This is a genomic window from Actinacidiphila yanglinensis, from assembly GCF_900107965.1.
GTDB classification, from domain to species: Bacteria; Actinomycetota; Actinomycetes; order Streptomycetales; family Streptomycetaceae; genus Actinacidiphila; species Actinacidiphila yanglinensis.
Window position 1 is genome coordinate 65,855 of the sequence record NZ_FNVU01000032.1, and the last position, 23,251, is coordinate 89,105.

Annotated in this window: 19 protein-coding genes, 1 tRNA gene and 1 other RNA gene; 11 read left to right on the forward strand and 10 right to left on the reverse strand. The window is 70.5% G+C overall.

Going from position 1 to position 23,251, the window contains the following annotated elements; genetic code table 11:
• Positions 1-41 precede the first annotated feature (41 nt).
• From C4U44_RS39560 to ffs, 5 genes are all read right to left on the reverse strand, one after another.
• On the reverse strand, positions 42-866 hold the full coding sequence (locus C4U44_RS39560) for a DUF5063 domain-containing protein (RefSeq protein WP_265737365.1): 825 nt from the start codon (positions 864-866) through the stop codon (positions 42-44).
• A complete protein-coding gene (gene recR / locus C4U44_RS39565; protein WP_103890963.1) occupies positions 859-1,458 on the reverse strand; it encodes a recombination mediator RecR in 600 nt (199 codons plus the stop codon). The genes C4U44_RS39560 and recR overlap by 8 nt, the downstream gene beginning before the upstream one ends.
• A gap of 202 nt (positions 1,459-1,660) precedes the next feature.
• Complete coding sequence (locus C4U44_RS39570) at positions 1,661-1,996, reverse strand: YbaB/EbfC family nucleoid-associated protein (RefSeq protein WP_103890964.1); 336 nt, start codon at positions 1,994-1,996, stop codon at positions 1,661-1,663.
• 318 nt (positions 1,997-2,314) lie between these two features.
• Positions 2,315-4,702 carry a DNA polymerase III subunit gamma and tau gene (locus tag C4U44_RS39575; protein ID WP_103890965.1) on the reverse strand — a complete coding sequence of 796 codons (2,388 nt, stop codon included), beginning with the start codon at positions 4,700-4,702 and terminating at the stop codon, positions 2,315-2,317.
• A gap of 103 nt (positions 4,703-4,805) precedes the next feature.
• An RNA gene (ffs, locus tag C4U44_RS39580) (signal recognition particle sRNA small type) lies at positions 4,806-4,902 on the reverse strand.
• Positions 4,903-4,974: 72 nt separating this feature from the next.
• On the opposite strand from ffs, the gene C4U44_RS39585 reads away from it, so the two are divergent.
• From C4U44_RS39585 to C4U44_RS39595, 3 genes are all read left to right on the forward strand, one after another.
• Positions 4,975-5,062: transfer RNA gene (locus C4U44_RS39585), tRNA-Ser, on the forward strand.
• A gap of 213 nt (positions 5,063-5,275) precedes the next feature.
• Positions 5,276-6,946, forward strand: coding sequence for an Eco57I restriction-modification methylase domain-containing protein (locus C4U44_RS39590; RefSeq protein WP_103890986.1), 1,671 nt, complete (start codon positions 5,276-5,278; stop codon positions 6,944-6,946).
• A gap of 13 nt (positions 6,947-6,959) precedes the next feature.
• Positions 6,960-7,685, forward strand: coding sequence for a PaeR7I family type II restriction endonuclease (locus C4U44_RS39595; protein ID WP_103890966.1), 726 nt, complete (start codon positions 6,960-6,962; stop codon positions 7,683-7,685).
• Positions 7,686-8,241: 556 nt separating this feature from the next.
• Here C4U44_RS39595 and C4U44_RS43130 read toward each other — a convergent pair.
• Complete coding sequence (locus C4U44_RS43130) at positions 8,242-8,961, reverse strand: hypothetical protein (protein ID WP_235032688.1); 720 nt, start codon at positions 8,959-8,961, stop codon at positions 8,242-8,244.
• Between the two features lie 164 nt (positions 8,962-9,125).
• On the opposite strand from C4U44_RS43130, the gene C4U44_RS42180 reads away from it, so the two are divergent.
• The 5 genes from C4U44_RS42180 to C4U44_RS42185 all read left to right on the forward strand — a co-directional run bounded on the left by C4U44_RS42180 (position 9,126) and on the right by C4U44_RS42185 (position 13,769).
• A complete protein-coding gene (locus tag C4U44_RS42180; RefSeq protein ID WP_200823568.1) occupies positions 9,126-9,287 on the forward strand; it encodes a hypothetical protein in 162 nt (53 codons plus the stop codon).
• 210 nt (positions 9,288-9,497) lie between these two features.
• Positions 9,498-10,052, forward strand: coding sequence for a nuclear transport factor 2 family protein (locus tag C4U44_RS39610; RefSeq protein WP_235032689.1), 555 nt, complete (start codon positions 9,498-9,500; stop codon positions 10,050-10,052).
• 357 nt (positions 10,053-10,409) lie between these two features.
• Positions 10,410-10,928: a hypothetical protein gene (locus tag C4U44_RS39615; protein WP_103890968.1), complete on the forward strand. Its 519-nt coding sequence runs from the start codon at positions 10,410-10,412 to the stop codon at positions 10,926-10,928.
• A gap of 44 nt (positions 10,929-10,972) precedes the next feature.
• On the forward strand, positions 10,973-12,226 hold the full coding sequence (locus C4U44_RS43135) for a hypothetical protein (protein ID WP_235032690.1): 1,254 nt from the start codon (positions 10,973-10,975) through the stop codon (positions 12,224-12,226).
• Positions 12,227-12,695: 469 nt separating this feature from the next.
• On the forward strand, positions 12,696-13,769 hold the full coding sequence (locus C4U44_RS42185) for a tetratricopeptide repeat protein (RefSeq protein ID WP_322973740.1): 1,074 nt from the start codon (positions 12,696-12,698) through the stop codon (positions 13,767-13,769).
• A gap of 284 nt (positions 13,770-14,053) precedes the next feature.
• Here the strand turns inward: C4U44_RS42185 and C4U44_RS39625 are convergent, their stop codons facing one another.
• Together C4U44_RS39625 and C4U44_RS43140 are read right to left on the reverse strand one after the other, a co-directional pair.
• Positions 14,054-14,959, reverse strand: coding sequence for an NADP-dependent oxidoreductase (locus tag C4U44_RS39625; RefSeq protein ID WP_103890970.1), 906 nt, complete (start codon positions 14,957-14,959; stop codon positions 14,054-14,056).
• Positions 14,960-15,314: 355 nt separating this feature from the next.
• Positions 15,315-16,679 carry a ricin-type beta-trefoil lectin domain protein gene (locus C4U44_RS43140; protein WP_235032691.1) on the reverse strand — a complete coding sequence of 455 codons (1,365 nt, stop codon included), beginning with the start codon at positions 16,677-16,679 and terminating at the stop codon, positions 15,315-15,317.
• A 693-nt stretch (positions 16,680-17,372) separates the two neighbouring features.
• Between C4U44_RS43140 and C4U44_RS39635 the strand changes: the two genes are divergently transcribed.
• Positions 17,373-18,065: a DUF4232 domain-containing protein gene (locus tag C4U44_RS39635; RefSeq protein WP_103890971.1), complete on the forward strand. Its 693-nt coding sequence runs from the start codon at positions 17,373-17,375 to the stop codon at positions 18,063-18,065.
• A gap of 282 nt (positions 18,066-18,347) precedes the next feature.
• Here C4U44_RS39635 and C4U44_RS39640 read toward each other — a convergent pair whose 3' ends face one another.
• Positions 18,348-20,093 (reverse strand): eCIS core domain-containing protein, encoded by a 1,746-nt coding sequence (locus tag C4U44_RS39640; RefSeq protein WP_103890972.1) that lies wholly within the window; start codon positions 20,091-20,093, stop codon positions 18,348-18,350.
• 191 nt (positions 20,094-20,284) lie between these two features.
• Positions 20,285-21,439 carry a serine hydrolase domain-containing protein gene (locus C4U44_RS39645; protein WP_103890973.1) on the reverse strand — a complete coding sequence of 385 codons (1,155 nt, stop codon included), beginning with the start codon at positions 21,437-21,439 and terminating at the stop codon, positions 20,285-20,287.
• 233 nt (positions 21,440-21,672) lie between these two features.
• On the opposite strand from C4U44_RS39645, the gene C4U44_RS39650 reads away from it, so the two are divergent.
• A complete protein-coding gene (locus C4U44_RS39650) occupies positions 21,673-22,182 on the forward strand; it encodes an HAD domain-containing protein (RefSeq protein WP_235032692.1) in 510 nt (169 codons plus the stop codon).
• A 180-nt stretch (positions 22,183-22,362) separates the two neighbouring features.
• Positions 22,363-23,251 (forward strand): EfeM/EfeO family lipoprotein (locus C4U44_RS39655; RefSeq protein ID WP_235032693.1); only part of this gene is annotated, 889 nt, incomplete at its 3' end.

Sequence of the window (23,251 nt, forward strand, 5' to 3'; positions counted from 1 at the left end):
CCGGGCACGACATCACCGGGTGCCCCCCACCCAAGCCCTGCTTACTGCCGGCGGCGGCGCAGCCCCATCGTGCCCAGCTCCGCCTCCATCACCCGGCCCGCCTCCTTGGCCAGCTGCTCCTCGTCGTCCTCGTCGGTGCCCGTGTCCAGGCCGTCCAGCTCGTCCAGCGGACTGTCCTGACGCACGTGGGCGACCAGCGACTGGAGCGCCCGCAGCGACGCGCTCGCTGTCAGCCCCCAGCTCGACAGGTACGAGAACTGCCACCACCACAGCGCCTCGGACACCCGGCCGGCCCGGAAGTGGGTCAGGCCGTGCGAGAGGTTGACCACCACGTCGGCCAGGTCGTCGGAGATCCGGCAGGCCACCGGCGTCGACCGCGGGACGTACGGGTCGAAGACCTCGGAGTAGACGTCGATCGGCTCCAGCAGCGTGGCCAGGCCCTGCCGCAGGGAGTCCTCGTCCGGCTCGGGTCCGGCGTCCGGCTCGTACCGCTCGTCCGGAACGATGTCCTCGTGCGCGCCGAGTCGCCCGCCGGCCAGCAGCAGTTGGGACACCTCCAGCAGCAGGTACGGCACCGCGCTGTCCGGGTCGTCGCCCTTGGCCACCTCGCGGACCGAGAGGATGAAGCTCTCGATCTGGTCGCTGATCTGGACGGCGAACTCGTCCGGCTCCTGCGGCTCGGGGATCGGTCCCGGGGCGTCCGGGCGGTTCGCCGCAGTGCCCTTCCCCGCGCCCGCGCCGGCCCCTGCACCCGCGACCGCGCCCTTGCCCGGCGCGTCCTTCTTGCCCGCCACGCTCACGTTCCTACCGCTCACGCTCTTCCTCTTCTTCGCCCGCGCGTCCTTGTCCACCACGGCGTCAGACATCCAGCAACCGCCTCCCTTCGAAGGCCCGCCCCAGCGTGACCTCGTCCGCGTACTCCAAGTCGCCGCCCACAGGGAGCCCACTGGCCAGTCGCGTGACGCGCAAACCCATGGGTTTCACCATGCGGGCCAGATACGTCGCCGTCGCCTCACCCTCGAGGTTCGGGTCCGTGGCCAGGATCAGCTCGGTGACGGTGCCGTCGGCGAGGCGGGCGAGCAGTTCCCGTATCCGCAGATCGTCGGGGCCGACACCCTCGATCGGGCTGATCGCGCCGCCCAGTACGTGGTACCGCCCACGGAACTCGCGGGTGCGCTCGACCGCCACCACGTCCTTGGGCTCCTCCACCACGCAGATCACCGCCGGGTCGCGCCGCGGGTCGCTGCACACCCGGCACCGCTCGTCCTGCGCGACGTTCCCGCACACCGCGCAGAACCGCACCTTCGCCTTGACCTCGGACAGCACGTGCGCCAGGCGGCGTACGTCGGCCGGGTCCGCCTGCAGGATGTGGAAGGCGATCCGCTGCGCGCTCTTGGGACCCACGCCGGGCAGCCTGCCCAGCTCGTCGATCAGGTCCTGCACCACGCCTTCGTACACGCCGTGCCTTCCTTCGGATCTTCGGGGTTTCGAGATTCAGGGTTCGGGGGTTCGAGGTGTCGGAGGGCCGGGGAGTCGGAGGGATCGGATACGGAGGGAGCCGGTCGTCAGCGCCCCGCCGGGACCGGCGCGGCCCGGACGACACGACCGACACGACCGACACGACCGGCGCGGCCCGGCCGAAGCCGGACGGCCGGGAACGTCAGAACGGAAGTCCCGGCATCCCGCCCAGGCCCTGGGCGAGCGGGCCGAGCTTGTCCTGCTGGAGCTTCTGCGCCGACTCGTTCGCATGGTGCACCGCGGCCACCACCAGGTCGGCGAGGGTCTCGGTGTCGTCGGGGTCGACCGCCTTCGGGTCGATGACCAGCCCACGCAGCTCGCCCGCACCCGTCACCGTCGCCCGGACCAGGCCGCCACCGGCCGAACCCTCCACCGTCGTCTCGGCCAGCTCCTGCTGGGCCGCCGCGAGATCCTGCTGCATCTTCTGCGCCTGCTGGAGCAGCGCCTGCATGTTCGGCTGACCACCACCGGGGATCACGGAATCGCTCCTGCCTGTGCCGTCTGTCGTCTTCGAGGTCTTCGAAGCTCTGAAGCTTGAAGCTTTTTCGAGGTCTTGCGTTTCTACGGGTTCTACGGGGGTCCTACGGGTCTGCCACGTGCTTTTGCGTGACAGAAGCGAGCCTACGTGCTCGTACGGCCCAGCGCTCTACGCCGTACGGAGGATCGGCGCGGCGCGCACCAGTCCCCTGGTCGCATGTGCGTCCGCCGGCACGTCATCCCCGCGTACGGACCGGCGAACACGCCCGCGGGTGCGCCCGCCGCCACGTCATCAACGGGATCAGCGGGCCCGGCGGCCTCAGTCGTTGCTGATCTCTTCGATGACGGTCGCCGCGAGACCCTTGATGAACAGCTCATGGCCGCTGAGCGGCGCGTCCACCAGCTCCGGGTCGTCGTCCTCGGGGATGTCGTCCTCGAGGGGCGGCGGCTCGCCGTAGTAGGTGCCACCGCGATCCGGGCCGGTACTCGTGCCGGTTCCCTGACCGGGTCCGGCTCCCGGGCCGACCGCCGTCGCGGCACCGGCCGCGCCGTCCCGGGGGGCGGGCGGGGCGCTGATCGTCAGGGTGGAGCGGTACGCGGAGGAGGTGTCCTCCGGCCCGCCGCCCTGGCCGTGCTCCGCCGGGCGACCGTACGCCGTCGGGCCGGGGGACTGCTGCCCCGCCGGCTGCCGGCCGGGGCCCGCGGCCGCCGGGCCCGGACCCTGGGCCTGGCCCGTCGGTCCGCCGGGTGCCTGGGTCCGCGGCGGGCCGCCGCGACCGCCGCCGCCCGGGCCGCCGGGACCTCCCGACCCGCCGGAGCCGCCGCCGCCCGGATCGACCAGCGTCTCGATCTTCCACTGCGCCCCGGTCACCGCGCCGATCGCCTGCTTCAGCACGTCCTCGCTGTCACCGTTGGCGAAGCTGTTGCGGGCGCCGGGATTGTCGAAGCCGAGCTGCAGCGTCTCGCCGTCGAAGCCGACCACCCGGGCGTTGTTGAGCAGCAGGATCCAGGTGAGGCGGCGGTGCTTGACGGCGTCCAGGATCTGCGGCCACAGCTCGCGGACCCGGGTGGCGTCGCCACTCGGCCCGCCCGCGGCCGGGCCGCTCGGCGCCGGGGCGGGCGCAGGCGACGGTACGGCGCCGGGCCCCGCGGGGCGGGGCGGACCCTGCGGGTTCGAGGGCTGCGGCTGCGACGGGCCGGCCGTGGTCGGCCACGCACCCGGGCGGGCGGCGGGCGGACCGGACGTCGGCCAGGCGCCTGGGCGCGCGGCGGGAGCGGGGCCCGGGCCGGACGCGGACGGGGCGGGAGTCGGGGGCGCCTCCTCGGGGGGCGGCCCGGCCTCCACGGGCGGAGGCGCGGGGGCGGGGGCGGGTGGGGCGACCGGTTGCGGCGCCTCCTGCGCGGGGGCGGAAGCAGGAGCGGGGGCCGCGCCCGATGCCGTACGTCCCAGCGCGGCCCTCGCGGCGGCCGGTCCGGCCGGGCCCGTGGCCGCGCCTGGTGCCGCGACGCCGGGGGCCACCCCGCCACCGGCCTGGGTCGCGGCGCCGAGGCTGACCCCGCGCTCCAGCCGCTCCAGTCGCGCCTGCAACGAGCGTTCGTCCTCGTACGCGGCCGGCAGCAGCACCCGGGCGCAGATCAGCTCCAGTTGGAGCCGGGGGGAGGTCGCGCCGCGCATCTCCGTCAGTCCGGTGTTGACCAGGTCGGCGGCGCGGCTCAGCTCGGCGGCACCGAAGACCGACGCCTGCGCCCGCATCCGCTCGACCACGTCCCGGGGGGCGTCGATCAGGCCCTTCTCCACCGCGTCGGGCACCGCCGCGATGATCACCAGGTCACGCAGCCGCTCCAGCAGGTCCGTGACGAACCGGCGCGGGTCGTGCCCGCCCTCGATCACCCGGTCCACGATCTCGAAGACGGCCGCGCCGTCCCCCGCAGCGAACCCGTCCACTACCTCGTCGAGCAGCGCCGCGTCCGTGTACCCGAGCAGCGCGGTCGCCATGGCGTACGTCACACCGTCCGCGGCAGCGCCCGCCAGCAGCTGGTCCATCACCGACATCGAGTCGCGTACGGAGCCGGCCCCGGCCCGCACCACCAGCGGGTACACCCCGTCCTCGACCTGGATCGCCTCGCGCGCGCACACCTCGGAGAGGTAGTCCCGCAGCGTCCCCGGCGGCACCAGCCGGAACGGGTAGTGGTGCGTACGCGACCGGATCGTGCCGATGACCTTCTCCGGCTCGGTGGTGGCGAAGATGAACTTCAGGTGCTCCGGCGGCTCCTCCACCACCTTCAGCAGCGCGTTGAAGCCCGCCGACGTGACCATGTGGGCCTCGTCGATGATGTAGATCTTGTAGCGGCTCCCGGCCGGCCCGAAGAACGCCTTCTCCCGCAGGTCACGGGCGTCGTCCACACCGCCGTGCGAGGCCGCGTCGATCTCGATCACGTCGATCGAGCCCGGGCCGTTGCGCGCGAGGTCGCGGCAGGAGTGGCACTCGCCGCACGGCGTCGGCGTGGGCCCCTGCTCGCAGTTCAGGCAGCGCGCCAGGATCCGCGCGCTGGTCGTCTTCCCGCACCCGCGCGGCCCGCTGAACAGGTACGCGTGATTGACCCTGTTGTTGCGCAGCGCCTGCTGCAACGGGTCGGTGACGTGCTCCTGCCCGATGACCTCGGCGAAGGTCTCCGGTCGGTAGCGGCGATACAGAGCGAGTGACACGCCCCCGAGAGTAGTCGTGCCCACCGACACCGCGCCCCACCCGGCGCCCCGACCCACCCCCACTCAGCCGGTGCGGCCGGCCGCCCGTATCTGCCCCCGGGCATGCGAAGACCCCCCACGCACCCGCCAGAGCCCACCTACCCTTGCTGCCTTCCGGCCCTGGGGGAGTTCAGCGAGATAGCGCCACGTGAGGGGCTGTGCCCACCCTACCCCACCGCCCACCCCCCGAACGAGTTCGCTCCCACCCCTCTCCACCCTGTAATGTCTCCCCCGGAGGATTCGCCTAGTGGCCTAGGGCGCACGCTTGGAAAGCGTGTTGGGGGCAACCCCTCACGAGTTCGAATCTCGTATCCTCCGCCAGTGCCTCACCGGGCACGACGTCGAAGGGCCCCACCGCAAGGTGGGGCCCTTCGATGCGTGTGGTTGCAGTTTTGGTTGCAGTTGAGCCGCCCAGGCCAAGATCGCGACGGAGAGAAGCGGGTCCGTCACGTTGAGGCAGATCCACGACCGCGCAACCTACCTGTGGACAACCCTCGTAACCGGAATCTCCCCTTGTAGGGTCGGCTTGTGACCATGCTCCCGTTCGCTGACGCCGACTGGCAGACCCTTTCCGTGCTCCCGGCGCAAAGCGTCGAGCACGGCGAGGTATTCACGCGACGCTGGGTGGTCGACCTGATCCTCGACTTGCTCGCCTACACAACCGACAAAGACCTTTGTGACGTCAGGATTGTCGAGCCGGCCTGCGGCTCAGGCGCGTTTCTGGGGGCAGTCGCATCACGGATCAGCGCCTCCTGCCGTAGGCACAATCGCCCGATCGGCGACGCGATTGCGGCGGTCAGCGCCCTTGATCTACTGGACCGCAACGTGCAGCAGAGTCGCGCGGTGGTTGCAAAGCAGCTGACAGGCGATGGGTGGCGGCCCAGCGAAGTCGAGGAAGTCGCGGCAGCCTGGGTGAAACAAGGTGACTACCTTCTTCGGCCGGAATCAGCCCAACGAGCCGACTACGTGGTCGGCAACCCTCCGTACATCCGCCTTGAGGACGTTCCCAATGACCGGATGGCCGCCTATCGGAGCGTCTGCTCGACGATGGGGGGCCGAGCGGATATTTACGTCGGCTTCTACGAGGTCGCGATGCGGAGCCTGGCTCCCGACGGACGTCTGGGCTTCATCTGTGCGGACCGCTGGATGCGGAACCAGTACGGCCGCCAGCTCCGCCAGTTGGTGACCTCCCACTACAGCATGGACCTGGCCCTCGTCATGCATGACGTTGACGCCTTTGACGATCAGGTCTCGGCCTACCCGGCGATCACGGTCATCTCGAACCGTCCGCAAGGCTCGGCCGTGGCCGCGGACACCACACGGGCGTTCGGAGCCCCTCAGGCCGGCGACTTCGCGGCCTGGTACGTGAACAGCGAACCGGAGTCGGTCTCGACTGAGGCGTACCAGGCTGCCCGCATGCCGCACTGGTTCCCCGACGAGGATTCCTGGCCGACCGCCTCCCCTGCCAGGCTCGCAGTCTTGGAAGATCTCACTGAACGCTTCGGTCTCTTGGAGGACGGCAAGACCGGGACTCGGGTCGGCATCGGCATCGCGACCGGTGCCGACAAGGTCTTCCTCACCAATGACGCCGACCTCGTTGAGAGCGACCGGCTCCTGCCGATGGCCATGGTCCGTGACACCACCACCGGCGCCCTCGACTGGCACGGCACCTTCCTGGTCAACCCGTGGACCACACACGGGGACTTGGTCGACCTCTCCGCCTACCCCCGGCTCGCCACTTACTTCGAGGAGCACGGAGCCGCCCTGCGCAAGCGCTATGTCGCGGTCAAACAGCCTCAGCGCTGGTACAAGACGATCGACAAGGTCGACCACCGCCTGACCCGACGCCCCAAGCTGCTGTTTCCGGACATGAAGCTGACGATCCATCCAGTCCTGGACGAAGGCAGCCTGTACCCTCACCACAACTTGTACTTCATCGTCTCGGATGTCTGGGACATGCGGGTACTCGGTGGTCTGCTGCTGTCCAAGGTCGCGGAAGCGTTCGTGGAGGCCTACGCGGTCAAGATGCGGGGAGGGACGCTCCGCTTCCAGGCGCAATACCTACGCAAGATCCGTGTACCCGACCCAGCCGGAATCAGCGAGGGCGACCGAGTTGCCCTCGCAGAGGCTTTCGACAAGCGCAACGTGAAGGCCGCCACCGAGGCTGCCCTTCGCGTCTACGGACTTGCCGAGCTGCCTGACTAGGGATGGACAGATCTTGACGGTCACCCGCCAACACTTCGAGGACGCTACCGCAGCCTACTGGGGCGCCAAGCAACTGCAGCGCGACCAGTCGGCGATCAAGAACGCAGTCGGCGCCGGCACAGCCGGGTCAGTCCGTGGCGGCAAGCACTTCGACGTGATCGCATCCCTCTTGGCGAAGTTCTTCCTCGAAGCGGGCTATCCACCCGAGAGCATCCGCGTCAGCAAGTCCCAAGGCCTGGAACTGCCTGGCTACTACCGGCCGCAGAAGCAGTGGGACCTGGTCGTTGTCCATCAGGGCGTGCTCGTCGCAGCCTTCGAGATGAAGGCGCTCGGGGGCCCGTCCTACGGGAACAACTACAACAATCGCGTGGAGGAGGCGCTGGGGAGTGCGGTGGACCTCCGCCGAGCGACGCTGGCCGAGCTGTACCCGAAGGAGAAGCCATGGCTTGGCTACTTCTTCATAATGGAGGACGGCGAAGGATCCCGAAGGCCCGTGTCGACCGCACGCGGAGCGTTGCCTGCCGACAGCGTCTGGAACAACACTTCGTACCAAGACCGGTTTGGGATCTTCTGCGAGCGGCTCGTGGCTGAGCAACTCTACGATGCCGCCTGCTTCGTCACGTCCTCGGCGGAGAATCCCAAGCCAATCGAGCTGGTGGAGAGCCTCGACTGGCGGCACTTCTCTGCGGCAATAAACGCACGCCTCACCTACCTCAGGGAGCTCGGTCTCCCCGGGTAGAGATGCCAAAACCAGCGTGCGCCGATGGCCACGGTGACTCGACGATCACAAATTTGACACTCACGCGGACCCGGTGTGAATACTCGTCCCCGCTCAGCGAGGAATCCCAACGCACCGATCTCCACGTCCGGGTCGTTCGCTGCCGCTCCGGCGCGGAGACATGGGTGAGGACGTCGTTGTGCAGGCGCATCGTGACAGGTTCCCGCAGGCTCTGGGATTTGGCACACGCCGACCCAGAGAGCCGGGCCGTTTTGTGCGGCCCAGCCCCCTGCCTCTGCCTCAGCTCCGACGACCGGGCTTCAGTCCCATCGCCTCGCGAACTCAGCTCCGGTAAGCAGGTCATCGGTCCGCACGATCGGATCATCGATCCCCATGGCCACCATCACATCGACTGGAAAGGCCACGTACCTTCCGTTCACCTTTGTGACGCGGCATGGGAAGCGGCCTGCCCTCACCAGTCCGGGTGCCTTCGAAACGTCGACCCCGAGGAGATCTGCCACCTTGCGCAGGGGCATCGGCTCGGTCAGCCACTGCGAGAGCCGCCTTCCACTCGGCCTCACGCGGCTTCCTTTCGCGGTTCGTCGTCCTGGTCGGACCCGCCCTCCGGCGCCGGCCCCGAAGCCGAGGCGAAGAACTCGCCCAAGAGTCGGAGGCGGTAGAGCGTAGCGCCCATTCGTTCGCCGTCGATGTGCTCCTGCGCCAGAGGGTCCATCTCGGCGATCATCTGGATGTCCGACTCGCCGCGGACAGGCGAGTAGTCGTCACCCCATCGGTTCGCGCGAACGGCAAGACTGTGCGGATCCGCCGTGCGCTCAGCCGGATCAGCCCGCTCCACGGCCCAGCCAGCGGCGTTGGCGGCTCGGACGACCTTTTCACGGACGCTGTCACCCTCGACGGCGAGAGCCAGCCCGTACAACGCACCGAACACCATGGCCGACCTCACGTCAGCAACGTCGACGCAGAGCCTCCTCGATACTTTCGCCGCCGACTTCCGCAGGTAGGGGGCGACATAGTAGAGAGCGAGCAATTGACCGCGCTGAGCCGAGTGCGGGATGTCGCTGCGGGCATCGCGGCCCACAGACCGCCACAACGCATCTCGCAGAGCAACGTCAGCGGCATCTCGTGCCGCCGCTTCCCTCGCCTCCGAAAGGGTGAGGTGCTCAGTCACCGAGCACCTCACCCCGGGCACATGCGGACAGAGCAGCTGTCCACCGAACAACTGCGAAACCTTGAGTTCAACCGACCTGAAGACGTCTGCCGAAGGCAGCAAGGACATCGACACTCCTCCTGTCTTTTCGCCAACGGGAGGAGGCTCACCACTGCTAAGGGCAGCCATCCGTATCCGGCAGAGCATGTGCCAGTAAGAGTGAACTGCGCGGGATGACCGAGTGACACAGCACGATCGCGCGAGCGCTTACGGGAAAGTTCACAGGTTGGTCCATGTTCCGAGAGCAACGCTGGGACTCGGTGCTCTCCCGGCTCAATGTCGCCGACATCGGAAAGGACGAGGTCAGCGTCTTCACCTGGGACGTGGGCGGTCTGGAGAAGCGCCTCCCCGAGGGCATCGTCGTCAAGGAAGTAAGACCCAGCGCCCCGGTCTGAGTTCTGGTCTCGTTCAGTCCCGCCCGGCCCTGTCCAAGTCCTCCGCCACCGCCCACCCACCGCAGAACGGAACCTCCCCGCTCCATCCCGTACGTCCCGACGAACAGTTGCAAAGCCTGTTGGGGGCCGCGCAAGTTCGAGTCCCGTACGCCGCGCAGGGCTGGCCAGTCAGAACGCGAGTCCGACCAAGATCAGGTCGGGGAAGGTCCCGTGCTGTGGTTATGGTTCCGGTTGCGGTTGGTCAGCGGTGTGGCGACGGCCGTTTCAGCGGTCTCCGTCACCCCATCGGTGCAGTGGCCGCTGGATCCGGCGCGGCGGGTGCCGTCGCAATCGGCTGAAGATTCGCAGGCCGGCAAGGCAAGGAGGATCGGGATGGGGATGGACCAGGTGGCTCTTGAAGCCGCTCTCCACGATGCCGAGCAGAGGCTGCAGGCCGCTGTTCGCGCAGGTGATGCGCAGGAATTGGACCGGCTCCTGGACGACCGTGTCATCTACACAGGACCTGACGGCAGCACCATGACGAAGGAGGAGGACCTGGGAGCGCACAGGTCCCGGGCCCTGGCCGTCGAGGTCTTCGACCAGCAGGACCTGCACGTGACCGTGGTGGACTCCACCGGGATCACTCGCGTACTGGCCCGGCTTGAGGGCACCGCTGGAGGACATCCGTTCAAGGCGCGCCTTCGCTACACCCGCACCTGGATTCACGCTGACGGCAGCTGGCGCGTCCTTGCCGCCCACGCCAGCGCCGTCCCGGATCTCGGGTAAGGACTTACGGATCGGCCAGGCACGCGGGCGAAGCTCCCTTGGCGACTCCGGCGCGGCCGGCCTGGGCCGGCCTGGGCCGGCCTGGCGCGCAGCTGCCGTGGGCATCCTCGGTGCGGACGGTCTCGCCGTTCCGTCCACACCGGTCCGGGCCGAGCGGCATGATGGACGGGGATGGCGGGCCGGGCGCACGCTCAGCGGACCGCCGGCACGGCAGCGGATCGCCGGGTTCTGATACGCGAGCTCCTGGGCGTTCGCGGCCCGCGGACGCGGGCCCTCGGCCTCTTCCCAGCCGTGTCCCCGGAGCGCGCCTGCCCGCTCGAACACCTCCGTCCCGCGCTGAGAACACGAGGAGGCTCCATGGCGGACCCGCTGACAGCTCTGGCCATGACGGGCGCGACGACCCTGGTGGCCTCGATGGCCACCAGCGCCTGGCAGAGCGCCCGTTCCCGCACCGCAGCACTGTTCCACCGCGGTGGGGAGGACGAGCGGCTCGTCGGGACCCGGCTGGACCGCAGCGCCGCCCGCGTGGAGGGCGCCGCGGAAACCGACGGCGTCCGTGACGGCCAGATCGGACGATGGCGAGACGACTTCGAGGATCTCCTGCGCGACCATCCGGAGGCCGAGGGCGAGCTGCGGGGCCTGATCCAGGAGATCCAGCGGCAGCTTCCGCCGGTACGGCAGCAATGGGTCCAGCACATCACCGCACGCGACGGCGGGTCGGCCTACGGCGCGCAGGGCCCGGGCAGCAGCGTCAACGTCCACCACCACGCCGACTCCGGGCACCAACTGCCCCTCCCGCACGGGGGTCCGGCCGATCCCCCCGGTTCCCCGGGGTCCGCTGATCCGGCCGATCCGGCCGCAGGAAACTCCCGGTGACCTCCCCTTCGCCGGAGCACCGACAGCCGCCTGGGCCCGATCAGATGGCGCAGGAGCCCGACGGCACGGTGCAGGTGGTGCGGGCCGAGAACGGTGTGGCCTACGGGACGGTCGGCGCTGACATCCACGTCTTCGGCGACGGCGTGCCGCTGTACCTGCTGGAGAACTGGCGCCCGCCACCGCAGGCGGACCCGGAGTTCCTGAGGGCAATGCCCAGCAGGATGCTCAACGCCCGTTTCGCCGTCGTCGACTTCACCGGCCGACGCCAGGAACTGGCCGGCCTCCACCAGTGGTGCCTGAACGGTCCTCGGCTGGCTGCACGATGGCTGCACGCCCCCGGTGGTTCGGGCAAGACCCGCCTGGTCGCCCAGTTCGCGCAGGAGTCACTCGCCGAAGGGTGGAAGGTCGTGACCGCCACCCACGGTCCGGGTACCGTCCTGCCGCCCCCGGGCAGCCAGGACCTGCGCCTGGACGGCGCTGCCGGATTGCTGCTGATCGTCGACTACGCCGACCGTTGGCCCCTTACCCATCTGACCTGGCTGTTCAGCAATGCCCTTCTCCACCAGTCCGCCGTCCGCACCCGCATTCTGATGCTGGCCCGCGGCGCCGACACCTGGCCGGCCGTCCGCGCCACCCTGGCCAACTACCAGGCCGACACCTCCGCCCAGCACCTGCCACCTCTCCACGACAGCCCGGACGGCACGGACGGCACCGGGGAGCGGATGGAGATGTTCGCCGCCGCCCGCGACAGCTTCGCCGCGCGCTACGCCGTCCCAGCGACCGGAATCCGTCCGCTGCCCCTGGAGCACCCGGACTTCGGGCTGACGCTGGCCGTGCACATGGCTGCGCTGGTGGCGGTTGACGCCCACGTCACCGGCCGCCGTCCACCGAGCGACATGGCCGCCATGACCATCTACCTGCTGGACCGCGAACACCTGCACTGGGAACGCCTGCACGGCGACGCCACCCATGAGATCGACCCCGCTGAGCGGACCTACACCACCCCGTCCGCCGTGATGAACCAGGCCGTGTTCACCGCCGCCCTCACCGGCCCTCTCTCCCGCCCCGCAGACCGCAGTGCTGGAAACCCTCCACCTGCCGGCACCCGCGGAACAGGTCGCCACCGATCACGCCGTCTGCTACCCACCGACCGCCCCGGGGCAGGACACCGTCCTGGAACCGCTCTCGCCCGACCGCCTGGCCGAGGACTTCCTCGCCCTCACGCTCCCCGGCCACCAGGCCGATTACCCTGCCCAGCTCTGGGCGTCCACCGTCAGCACCACCCTGCTCGCCCGTGAGAGCAATCGCACCGCGCGCGTCTGGACCTCCCGTGCCGTCACCTTCCTCGCCAACGCCGCCGAACGCTGGCCCCATCTCGGCCCGCGCCACCTCTTCCCCCTCCTCCGCGCCGACCCCCAACTCGCCCTCACCGCCGGCAGCGCCGCCCTCACCGCCCTGGCCGGCCTGGACGACATCGATCCCGCCCTCCTGGAAGCAATCGCATCCCGCTTCCCCGAAGAGAGGCACGTCGACCTCGACATCGGCATCGCCTCCGTCGCTTCCCGGCTGGCCCGGCACCGCCTCGCCGGCACCGGCAACCCCACCGACCGCGCCGCCATCCACCACGACCTCAGCATCCGCCTGTTCAACGCCGGCCGGCACGAAGAGGCACTGGCCGCATCGCAACAGGCCGTCACCCTCTACCGTGCACTGCCAGCGGACCAACTGGCCCCTCAGGACTCCGACAGGGTCGAGGCCAACCGTGGGATATCCCTCCGGAGCCTCGGCCTTCGCCTGTACCAGCTCGGCCGCTGGAGCGAGGCGCTGGACGCGACGGAGGAAGCCGTCACCATCCTGCGCCGGCTGGCCGCCCACGACCCGAACGGTTTCCGGGGCGAGCTCTCCGCGGCGCTGCTGGACCTCAGTCGGCACCTGTCGAGGGTGGGCCGATGGACCGAGGCCACAGCCCGGGTCGAGGAGTCGGTGGAGAGGTACCGGGAGCCGGCCGCGAGCGACCCCGTCGCGCACGAATCCGGCCTCAGCGCCTCACTGGGAGGACTGAGCATCTGCCTGACCCATGTGGGGCGGTGGGATGACGCACTGGCAGCGGCCCGGGAGGCCGTCTCCATCCTCCGGCGGCTGGCGGACCGCAGCCCGGCGCGCTACGAGCCCGACCTCGCCACCGCACTGCACAACCTCGGCGCGGACCTGTCCCGCCTGCAGCGGATGCCGGAGGCACTGGCCGCAGTCGAGGAGGCCGTGGCCGTCAACCGGCGGCTGGCCGCGGCCAATCCCGCCGCCCACGAAGCCGACCTCGCCGACGGGCTGACCAGTCTGAGCCTGCGCCGGCTCGCTGCGGGGCGCAGAGCGCAAGCGCTGGCTGCGGTGGAGGAGGCCGTGGCGGTCTACCGGCGGCTGGTGGCCGGGACCAATCCCGCCGCGTATGAATCCTCCTTCGCCGAGGGACTGCTGAGTCTCGGTTTCAGCCTGCTGTTCTCCGCAGGCAGGGTGTCCGACGCCTTGGCCGCTGTCGAGGAGGCGGTGGCGGTCAACCGGCGGCTGGCCGCGGGCGATCCCGCCGCCCACGAGCACCAGCTCGTCGTGTCGCTTGCCGGCCTCGCCGGGCTGCGAGCAGAGACCGGAACGGACCTCACGGAAGCGCTGCGGGCGGTCGTGGAATCCCTCACCATCAGCCGGCGGCTGGAAGAGAACGCACCAATGGACGTGATGGCCGGCTTGACCGGCACGGTCCGTGAGGTGTCCACCCGGCTCGCGGTCGTGCTGGAAGCGGCCGGCCGCGGGCGTGAGGCAGCCGAGTTGCGCTCACTGCTCGCGCGCTGATCCCTCCCCCGCGCTGGAGAAGCCGACAAAGGCCCGAACGTCCGCACGGGCCGGCGTGACCACACGAGGACAGGTCGACACACTGATCCTGCGGATCCGGCCCTCCACCCGGTGCACTCGGGTGGGTCCCCCGGCAGGGCCGAGGGACCCGTGGGCCCCCGGCCCGCCGATCCCGTGCCTCGCGCAGCGTGCGTGGCCGACCGCCGACAGGCACGGTCGGCCCGCCGGGCCCGACCCGCTCCGCTGCCCCAGGGACCGGATGTCCCGCCCCGGGTGGAACAGGTTCAGATGCGGACCACGATCTTCCCCCGCGTGTGTCCGCGCTCCGCGTACGCATGCGCTTCCGCGATCCCTTCGAGGGGGTACGTCCGCTCGATGCGCGGTGTGTACTGGCCCTGCCCGGCGAGTCGGGCCGCTTCGTCGAGGAGCGCGGGGTCGTTCTCCGCGTTGGCCAGGTGCACACCCAGGCGATGGGCGTTGGCGTGGTCGGCGATCGTCGACACGCGGGCAGGATCGCCGACGATCGTGACGAGATCGGCCAGGGACCCGGAGGCCGCGGTGTCGAGGGCGATGTCGACACCATTCGGGGCCAGGGCGGCGAGGCGCTCCGCGAGGCCGGCGCCGTAGGTGGTGGGAACCGCTCCCAGCGAGATGAGGAACTCGTGGTTGCGCGGGCTGGCCGTCCCGATCACGGTGGCGCCCTGAGCCACCGCGAACTCGACCGCGGCACTGCCCACGCCACCGGCGGCACCCTCGACGAGAAGGGTGCGTCCCCGCAGCGGGCCGAGCGGCTTCAGCCCGCCGAACGCGGTCACGGATGCCAGAGCGGCGCCGGCCGCCTCCTCGTCGGTCCACGTGGCAGGCGCGTGTGCCCAGGCCGAGAGCACGGCCAGCTCCGCCGTCGCGCCGGTGATGCCGCCCAGCCCGAAGACGCGATCGCCGACGCTCACCCCCTGCACCCCCTCACCGGTCTCGTCGACCACGCCGGCGGCCTCGCGGCCGGGAATCGCGGGCAGGTCCACGGGGAACACCGCGCTCACCGCACCGGAGCGCACCTTCCAGTCGACGGGATTGACGCCGGCCGCCGCGACCCGGACGCGGATCTCGCCGGGCCCGGGACGCGGGTCGGGCACCTGCTCGATCACGAGGGTCTCCACACCGCCGTACTCGTGATAACGGGCTGCGCGCATGACGTTCTGCCTTCCGCACGGCCGGAACCGGCCGCTTCATGGGATCAATGGGGTGAACGGTCGGCGAGCGCCGACGCCGACCACGCTAGGACCTGACGCGGGTGTCAGGTGCAAGCCGGGCCGACGCCCGGGCAGAGAAGGGCCCCGCGGCGAACCGCGGGGCCCTTCGACGTACGTGGTGGAGCTCGCGGCGGCAGGCCGCAGTGGCCGGCGTCGCGCCGCATCCCGGGGCGATCGCGGAACCTCCACCGCGTCCGGGGGCAGGAGGACGACGGGAGCCCCGGGCCGCCGAGTGGGCGGTCCGGGGCTCTCGTCGTTTGGGAGGTTCAGCCGGAGCCGGTGTACGGAGTGGGCGTCAGCTGGAGAGATTCCACTGCTGGTTGGCGCTGTCGGCGCAGGTCCAGATCTGGAGCCGGGTGCCGTCCGCGGAGCTGGGGCCGGTGGCGTCGAGGCACTTGCCCGAGCCGGTGTTGACCAGTTCCCCGTTGGACTGGTGCGTCCACTGCTGCGCGGCGGTCCCGTTGCAGTCGTAGAGCTGCACCGTCGATCCGTTCGCCGTCCCGGCCGACGTCACGTCCATGCACTTGCCCAGCGCCTGGAGCGTCCCGTTGGAGGACGTCCACTGCTGGGCGGTCGTGCCGTTGCAGGTGTAGAGCTGGACGGCGGTGCCGTTGGCGTTGCTCGCGGCCGCGACGTCGACGCACTTGCCGCCGTAGCCGGTGATCTGCCCGCCTCCGGTGGGCGGCGGAGTGGTGGTGCCGCCGGTGATCTGGTTGAAGATCCGGGAGTAGGCGTAGCAGGTGCCCTTGTCGTAGCCGTCGACCTCCCAGAAGGACAGCTCCTGGACGCCGTTGGCGGCGGCGAAGGACTCCAGCGCGGTGGCGTTGGCCTGGGTGAAGTTCTCGTTGTCGTCGTTCTGCCCGGCGATCGGCGTCAGTCCGATCTTGCCGTACGCGGCGGACGTGGAGATCCCGTACACGCTCGCGAGCTGGGCGGCCGTGGCCTTGGCGGCCGACTCGGCGTCGTTGAAGGCGTTCTGACCGTCACCGAAGTCCATGGTCATGATGTTGACCAGGTTGACGTTCACGCCCTTGCTCTTGGCGTCCTTCAGCAGGTTGAGCTGGGTGGAGGGCAGGCCGCTCGGGTCGACCGCGAGGGTGTAGTCGATCTGTACCGAGGGGTCCTCGGCCTGGAGAGCCGCCAGGGCCTGGTTCCGCCGGGTGTTGGCGGCCGAGTCGCTGATCACGCTGCCTTCGATGTCGAAGTCCAGGCGATCGACCCCGTAGGTGTTGACGATGTTGAGGTAGGCAGCGGTCAGTGAGGTGACCGAGGTGCAGGTCTGCGCTATCTCGTTGGGGTTGTTGCCGTCCGGTTCGCCGCCGAACGACGGGATCACCGAGCCGCCGGCCGACTTGAGCGCGTTGATCTGCGAGGTGAAGGACCCCACGGAGCCCCCCGCGCCCCATTGCGGAGTGCACCCGGACTGGGGGACGAGGAAGGCCAGCGTGTAGTTCTTGAGCCCGGTGGCGGCCATGTCCGCGGCCATGTCACCGGCGTTCCCGCTGTTGATGTAGAGATACGGCGCGGCGTAATGGGCCGGGAGGCTGGAGGCGGCCTCGGAGGCGGCGATGGAGGAGGAGGCGGTGGAGAAGGTCATCGCCACTGCTGCCACCGGCAGCGCGGAGGCGACGAGCATTTTCCTTCTGAGTGACCATGTCACAGGCGTACTCCTGGTGCAGACGGAAGCGTGGGGTTCTTCCGCGGACCGCCCGCGCCGCAGACCCCGGGGACACCAGGGGCCCGCCGCGCCAAGGCCGCGGTCGGAGGGTGCGTGGAACGGGTGGGGGGTGGGGAGGTCGGTGGGGGGACTCGGGGTCGGCGAGCGGGGCCGATGGCCCCGACCGCCAGGGAGTTGCCGGACCGTCCAGCGTCCGGCGTCTCGTCAGCAGGCAATCCTTACTGCGAACGGGCTGGACCCGAGGCCGAGTTGGACCCCATCCCGACGTGGGAGCCGGAGCCGGTTCTTGCCTGGGAGGCCTGTTCGATCGATGTCGCGTCCGCAGTTAACTAGCGACGGTGACACCACGTCAAGGTCGTAAGGAAAGTTTCCTAATGAACCTCGGGCGGATTCCTTGCCGTGCTCCGTTCGCAGCGCTGAACCAGGTCCGGGAGCCCGTCATGAACGGATGCTCCCCGCCCCGGTACGGTCCTGCGCGGACCCATCCGGCGGGCCGGCGACCTGGCCCGGCTCCGGGCACGCCACCACCCCTTTTCCGGATTCAACGCCGCTTCCTGGAACCGAAGTCACCGGAACCGAACCCGGACATTCACAGGATCATTCCAGGATCGACGCCTCCCTAGGGTCGTAGGTGTCAGCAGGAAACACCGCCACCGACAGCCGCTGGAGATCTCGATGCGTACGCGTCCCGCCGCCCGTTCCGCCCGCCTTCTCCTCGCCACTGCCGTCGTGGCGGCCCTCGCGGCCACCGCGACCGCCTGCGGCTCCGGAAACGACGACGCGGCAGGCTCCGCGCCCGCCTCCTCCACGGCTCCCGCTTCCCCCCTCGCCCCGTCCTCCTCGGCCGCGGCCCCGTCCTCGGCCCCCTCCGCGGGCGCGCCCTCCGCCGCGGCGCCGTCCGCCGGCAGCTCCAGCACGGGGGGGTCCGGAAACGACGTGGCGAGCAGCGGAGGCAAGACCCCCTCCTGCCGCACGGCCGACCTGACCATGCAGGCCAAGAACACCTCGCCCGACAGCCGGACGGGCGACGTCACCGTCCTGATGACCAACAGGGGCTCGGGCACCTGCTCGGCGGCGGGCTTCGCCGGCGCCGACCTCAAGGACAGCGACGGCACCTCCGTCTCCGTCGCCCGCGGCCGCGAAGTTCCCAAGATCACCGACCTGAGGCCCGGCCAGACCGCCAGCTTCAGCATCTCGTACTCAGTCGACACCAGTGGCGACCACCTCTACAACCCGGTCGCCATCCTGACGACGCCGCCGAACGAGACCCACAGCGTGTCGCTGAAGTGGCCCGCCGGGGCGCCGCCGCTGGCCGGGCCGTACGGCAGCAGCACGATCCAGGTCCACCCGGTCGCCATCGAAGGCTGAGGGAAGTAGCGGTTGCGGGCAGCGGCGGTGACCACGGCCGGTGATCGTGCACGTGTGAGGGCCTTCCGGGCTCGGTGTGGATGGCGACGTCCACGCCGAACCCGGAAGGCCCTCGTGCGTCACCGTCATGTGCCGGGACAGCCGTCAACCGGGGCCGGCCGTACTGCTCCTGGCGGGCACAGGCGTGGCATGCCTGGGCGTCGAGATCGGCACCGGCATCCTCCTGCACGTGACGCGGCCGGCCGACGTCCAGTCGGCCCAGTGGTCCCGCCGCCCACGGTCTCAGTAGTCCTGGTTGTTGCTCTCCGGGGTCAGCCACTGCATGTGCGCGTGGAACTGCTGCCCCGCCTGCTGGAAGAGCTGATGCTCTCCGGCCTGAAGGCTCTTGACGCCGAACTCCGAGCTGATGTGCTCGTCGACCAGCGGGAGGAGGGCGAAGGGCCCGGTCGACGCGGGGCCGGACTCGTGGAGATCTTCGGCGGTCATGTGGGGATCTTCGCGTTTCATTCTCTCGATGGAAGCGGCGACCCTGTCGATCATCTTCTCCATGACGGCGGAATTCCGCTGCACGCCGATGAAGTGGTTGCCGTAGCCACCGGTTTCGAGGAGGTAGTGCGCCGCGGTCCTGACCTGTTCCGCGGTCGGGAGCCCCTTGACGGGCGGGGCCCCCACCGCCCTGAGGGGGGCATTGAGGCTTTTGTTGTCCCGGATGAGCGGCCCGAGGATCGGGACATCCTTCTCGCGGAGCGCCGGCCGGGTCTGCTTGAGGTCGATCGTCCCGGACCCCAGGTCCACGTCGGCGTACACGCCGCCGAGCTTCTTGAGGATGCAGTACCGGGCGATGTCGGAGGCCAGGGGGTACGCCTTCTTCGGACCCGCGGTCGCCTTCTCGTACGTGGCCGCGACCCGCTCGTCGAGGGCGTCCTCGATGTACTTGAACTCGATCGCCTTGGCCGCCTTCACCCGGAGCGAGGCGGCCCACGACCAGGTACTGCGCTTGTCCGTCCAGAGGTTGATGCGCCAGTCGGTGTTCTGGGCCTTCTCCGCCCACCCCAGGACGTTGTCGAGCGCGGCCTTGCTGATGCCCCCGCCGATCCAGATGAAGTGGACCAGGGGCGGGATGCGCGGGCGCTCACGGGCCGGTGCCTGGGACAGCACCGTGCGGAGGCCGGGGAGATAAGCCGGCTGCGGATCCAGGGCTTCGAGACGCCTCATGACGAGCGAGATCGCCTCGTGGTTGCCCTTGACCATCGCATCGAAGACGAACCGGCGGACGTCCTGCTCGTTGTCGGAGTCCACGTCCTGCGGGCCCGTCGTCTCGTCCCCTTCGTGCGCGACGTGGAGCGGGACGCGTTGGACGGCCGGCTCGATCCCCGAGGGAGCCGCGGCTTCCTGCGGAACCGGCGGGACGCTGTCGGCGCTGCGCAGCACCGGCACCTGCCCCCGCATCACCTCGTGGGCCTGCCGCTCGGCCGCCACCTCCAGAGGATCGTCGGGCGTGGAGATGCTCAGTCCCCGCGGGTCGGCCACACCGCCCACCGGCCCCTGCCGCTGCTGAAGGACGTGCCCGAGTTCGTGGGCGAGGGTGTGCTTGTCGGCGCCGCCGTCACCGATGACGATGCTGCTGCCCGAGGTGTAGGCACGCGCCCCGACCTCCTCGGCCGACCGGCGCGCCTGGGCCCCCGTGTGCAGGCGTACGTCGGAGAAGTCCGCACCGCCGAACCGGGTCTCCATCTCCTGCTGGAGTTCGCCGTCCATCGGCCGGCCCGCGCCGTGCAGCACCTCATGGACGGCCGACCGCTGCACGGTCCCGTCCGGGTGGCCGCAGCCGGGACCGTGGGTGTGCCGCCGCTCCTCGACCAGCCGGGCGACCACCGCATTGCCCGCGGCCCGTTGGAGCGCCGTCAGACCGGCCCGGTCCAGCGGTGCCCCGGGTGTCCACCCCTTCGCGTCGACCGCCCGGGACACCGGCTTGGCCTTCGGCGCCCGCTGTGCGGACGTGTCTTTCGCCAAGTGGTCGCGCGTCAAAGGATCTCCTCGTTCTCATGTCATGCCGGACGCTTTTGAATCGCAGCAGTCCTCATGCAACACCTTCGACAGCCGGCGGAGACGCCGCAAGGACCGCACGGCCTCACTCGCGGGCAGACCCCGGTGCCCGCGCGGCCCAGCCACGCCGTCGGGCCGGCAGCACCTGCACCGCGCCTCGATGCCCGCGCGACTCAGGAGTGGGACCCGCACAGTTCCTCGTCCATGAGCGTGCCCATGGCCTGCTGGGTGTCGGCGTCGCCGTCACTGGTGGTGTACACCACGGCCGTCCTGGTGCCGTCGCGGGTGGCGCCGACCCAGCTGTGGTAGCCGAGCAGTTCACCGACATGACCGAAGTAGCTGCCGCCGCAGGACAGCGGGATCTCTCCCACGCCGAGCCCGTACCGCAGCCCGTCGCCCAGTTCGGGGGCAGGCATGGTGGTCGTCATCGCGTCGAGTTGCGCCGGGGCCAGCAGACGGCCGCCGAGGAGTGCGGCGTAGAACCGGCTCAGATCGTGCGTGGTGCTGATGATCGAGCCGGAACCGACGGCCATGCTCGGATCGAGTGCCGTGACGTCGGTGCTGGTGTCCGTACCGAAGTCGGCGTAACTCCGCGCGTGCGGACCGGTGATGAACGGGAAGGCCCCGGGAACGCCGGTGCCCGTCAGTCCGAGCGGGCGGATGATCCGGTCGTCCACCTCCTGTGCCCAACTCCGCCCGGTGGCCCGCTGAATGATCATCGCGGCGAGGATGTAGTTGGTGTTGGAGTACGACCAGTCGGTACCCGGCGGGAATTCGGGCGGAGTCCGCATCGCCAGCCCCACCAACTGCTCGGGGGTGTAGCTGCGGAACCGCTCGGTCCGGTACCCGTCCGCACTCCCCAACGCGGGGATGTACGGCAGTACTTCGGGAACGCCGCTGGTGTGCTGCAGCAGCTCCCGTACGGTGATGCGGCTGCCGTCGTTGCCGTTGCCGTGAACCACTCCCGGGAGCCACCGCTGGACCGTGTCCCCCAGCGACACCCGCCCCTCGCTGACGAGTTGCAGCATCACCGCAGCCGTGAACGTCTTGGTGGCGCTGCCGATCCGGAACCTGCCGTTCTGCGGCATCGGTTTGCCGCTCCCCATTTCGGCCGTCCCGGCGCGCGCGATGTCCCGCGTGCCCGGCGACGTCACCTCGGCGAGAACTCCGACCGTCCCGGTGTCGTGGATCGCGTCCACCTGCTGCTGGAGCGGGTCCGCCCGCGACGGGGCCGCCGCCGCGGTGAGCCCGGTCGACGCGACGACGAGGAGCGCGGCCAGGCCGACCGGGACGAGCAGCCTCCGCCGACGCCTTCCTGACACACCCATGAGGTTTCCTCTTCCGTCGGGTCGCCCGCGCGTACGCAGGCCGTTCGGGCTGTGGCCGCCGGCAATTCCGCCCCGGCGGCCGGGAGTTGGGCGACATTCCATCAGCGGAGCGCGCGTCGGCCCATCCTGCGTTCCCCCGGACGTGCGGGCGGGCTGTCCTCAGTCCGGCGCGGGGGACAACCCCCCGGTGAGCGTTCGCGGGGGGGGCGGGTCGCGGCGACTACGGTGCAGCCGTGATCAGTTCCGAGCAGCGGCCCCTCCTCTTTCTGGACGTCGACGGCCCACTCATCCCGTTCGGCGCGACACGGGAGCAGTATCCGCAGGGCTATCCGACGTTCGTGCCGCAGGGCCCCGGCGCCAATCCGCTGCTGGCACGGGTCGATCCGGCCCTGGGGCCGCGGCTGCTCGCGCTGCCGTGCGACCTGGTGTGGGCCACCACGTGGGAGTCCGAGGCCAACGACAGCCTCACGCCCCTGCTGGGCCTGCCGCGTCTCCCCGTCGTCACCTGGCCCGAACCGTCCGACGGGCCCGAGCCGGCCGGCCTTCACTGGAAGACCCGCACGCTCGTCGACTGGTCCGCCGGCCGCCCCTTCGCCTGGCTCGACGACGAGATCACCGACCGCGACCGCGTCTGGGTGGAAGCACGCCACCCCGCGCGAAGCCTTCTCCACCGCGTGGACCCCCGTCGCGGCATCACCGACGCGGACCTCGCCACGGTCGAGGCATGGCTGCAGGTGGGGTGACCAGGGAGGCCCGAACGCCCGGCGGGGCCGCACGGATCGGGCCTCACCCGCGCCACTCCCTTCAAGGGCACGGCCCCTCGGAAATGCGGGTTCGCGGCGTTCGTACCGATGAGCAAGTGCGCCGAGGCGGCCTAGCATGTCCGGCGACCGCGAAACGCCGAGCAGAGTTGCGGAGGTCCGGTGGCTGCCGAACCCGAACCCGCGTCCGCGTCCGACGAGGACGGACCCGCGCACGGCTCGCCGCCCGACCGCCCGGACACCGGGGAGGCGCCCCGCAAGTGGGGACCGCGTCGGCCGATCGGCACCGCAGCCGTCGCCGCCCTTGCGGCCGCCGCGATCACCGCGGGCGTGCTGGTGTCGGTCGGCCACCACGACACCCGGTCCGCCGCCAGGTCCGCCCCTGCGGACGGGTTGCGGCACACCTCGGTGGATGCCTCGCCGGGCGGCTGCGGGCAGGGATGGGGCGGGCCCGGGAAGGTCACGCCGCGCCCGGGTACCCAGGTCTTCGACCTGCACAACTCCGCGGCCGCGGCCGCCGAGGTGGACCTGGTCGACCCGCGCACCGGGAAGGTCTACGGCGAGGTCGAGGGCCTCGCTCCGGCCACCAGCCGCCCGATGCTGGTCGACCTGGGCAGCGGCACGTACGCCTTCAAATGCCTCCAGGAGGACACCGATTCGGTGACGGGGCCGACGGTGACGGTGCCGGGGAAGGTGCCGCAGGGACCTTCTTCGCTGCCGGTGACCGTGCACGACCTGATCCCGCCGACCCTGGACTACCAGAAGTGGATCCAGGCCCGGATGGCGGAACTGTCCACCGACACCGGCACCTTGAACAGCGACATCGACCACGGCAACCTGGCAGCAGCCCGCCGCGACTGGCTGACCGGACACCTGGTCTACGAGCGGATGGGCGCGGCCTACGACACCTTCGGCGACGCCGACAGCGTGATCAACGGCACCACCACCCTGGGCACCAACCCCGCGGCCGACCCCGGCTTCACCGGCTTCCACCGGATCGAATACGGGCTGTGGCACGACGCCACCGCGGCATCACTGCGCGGCCAGGCCG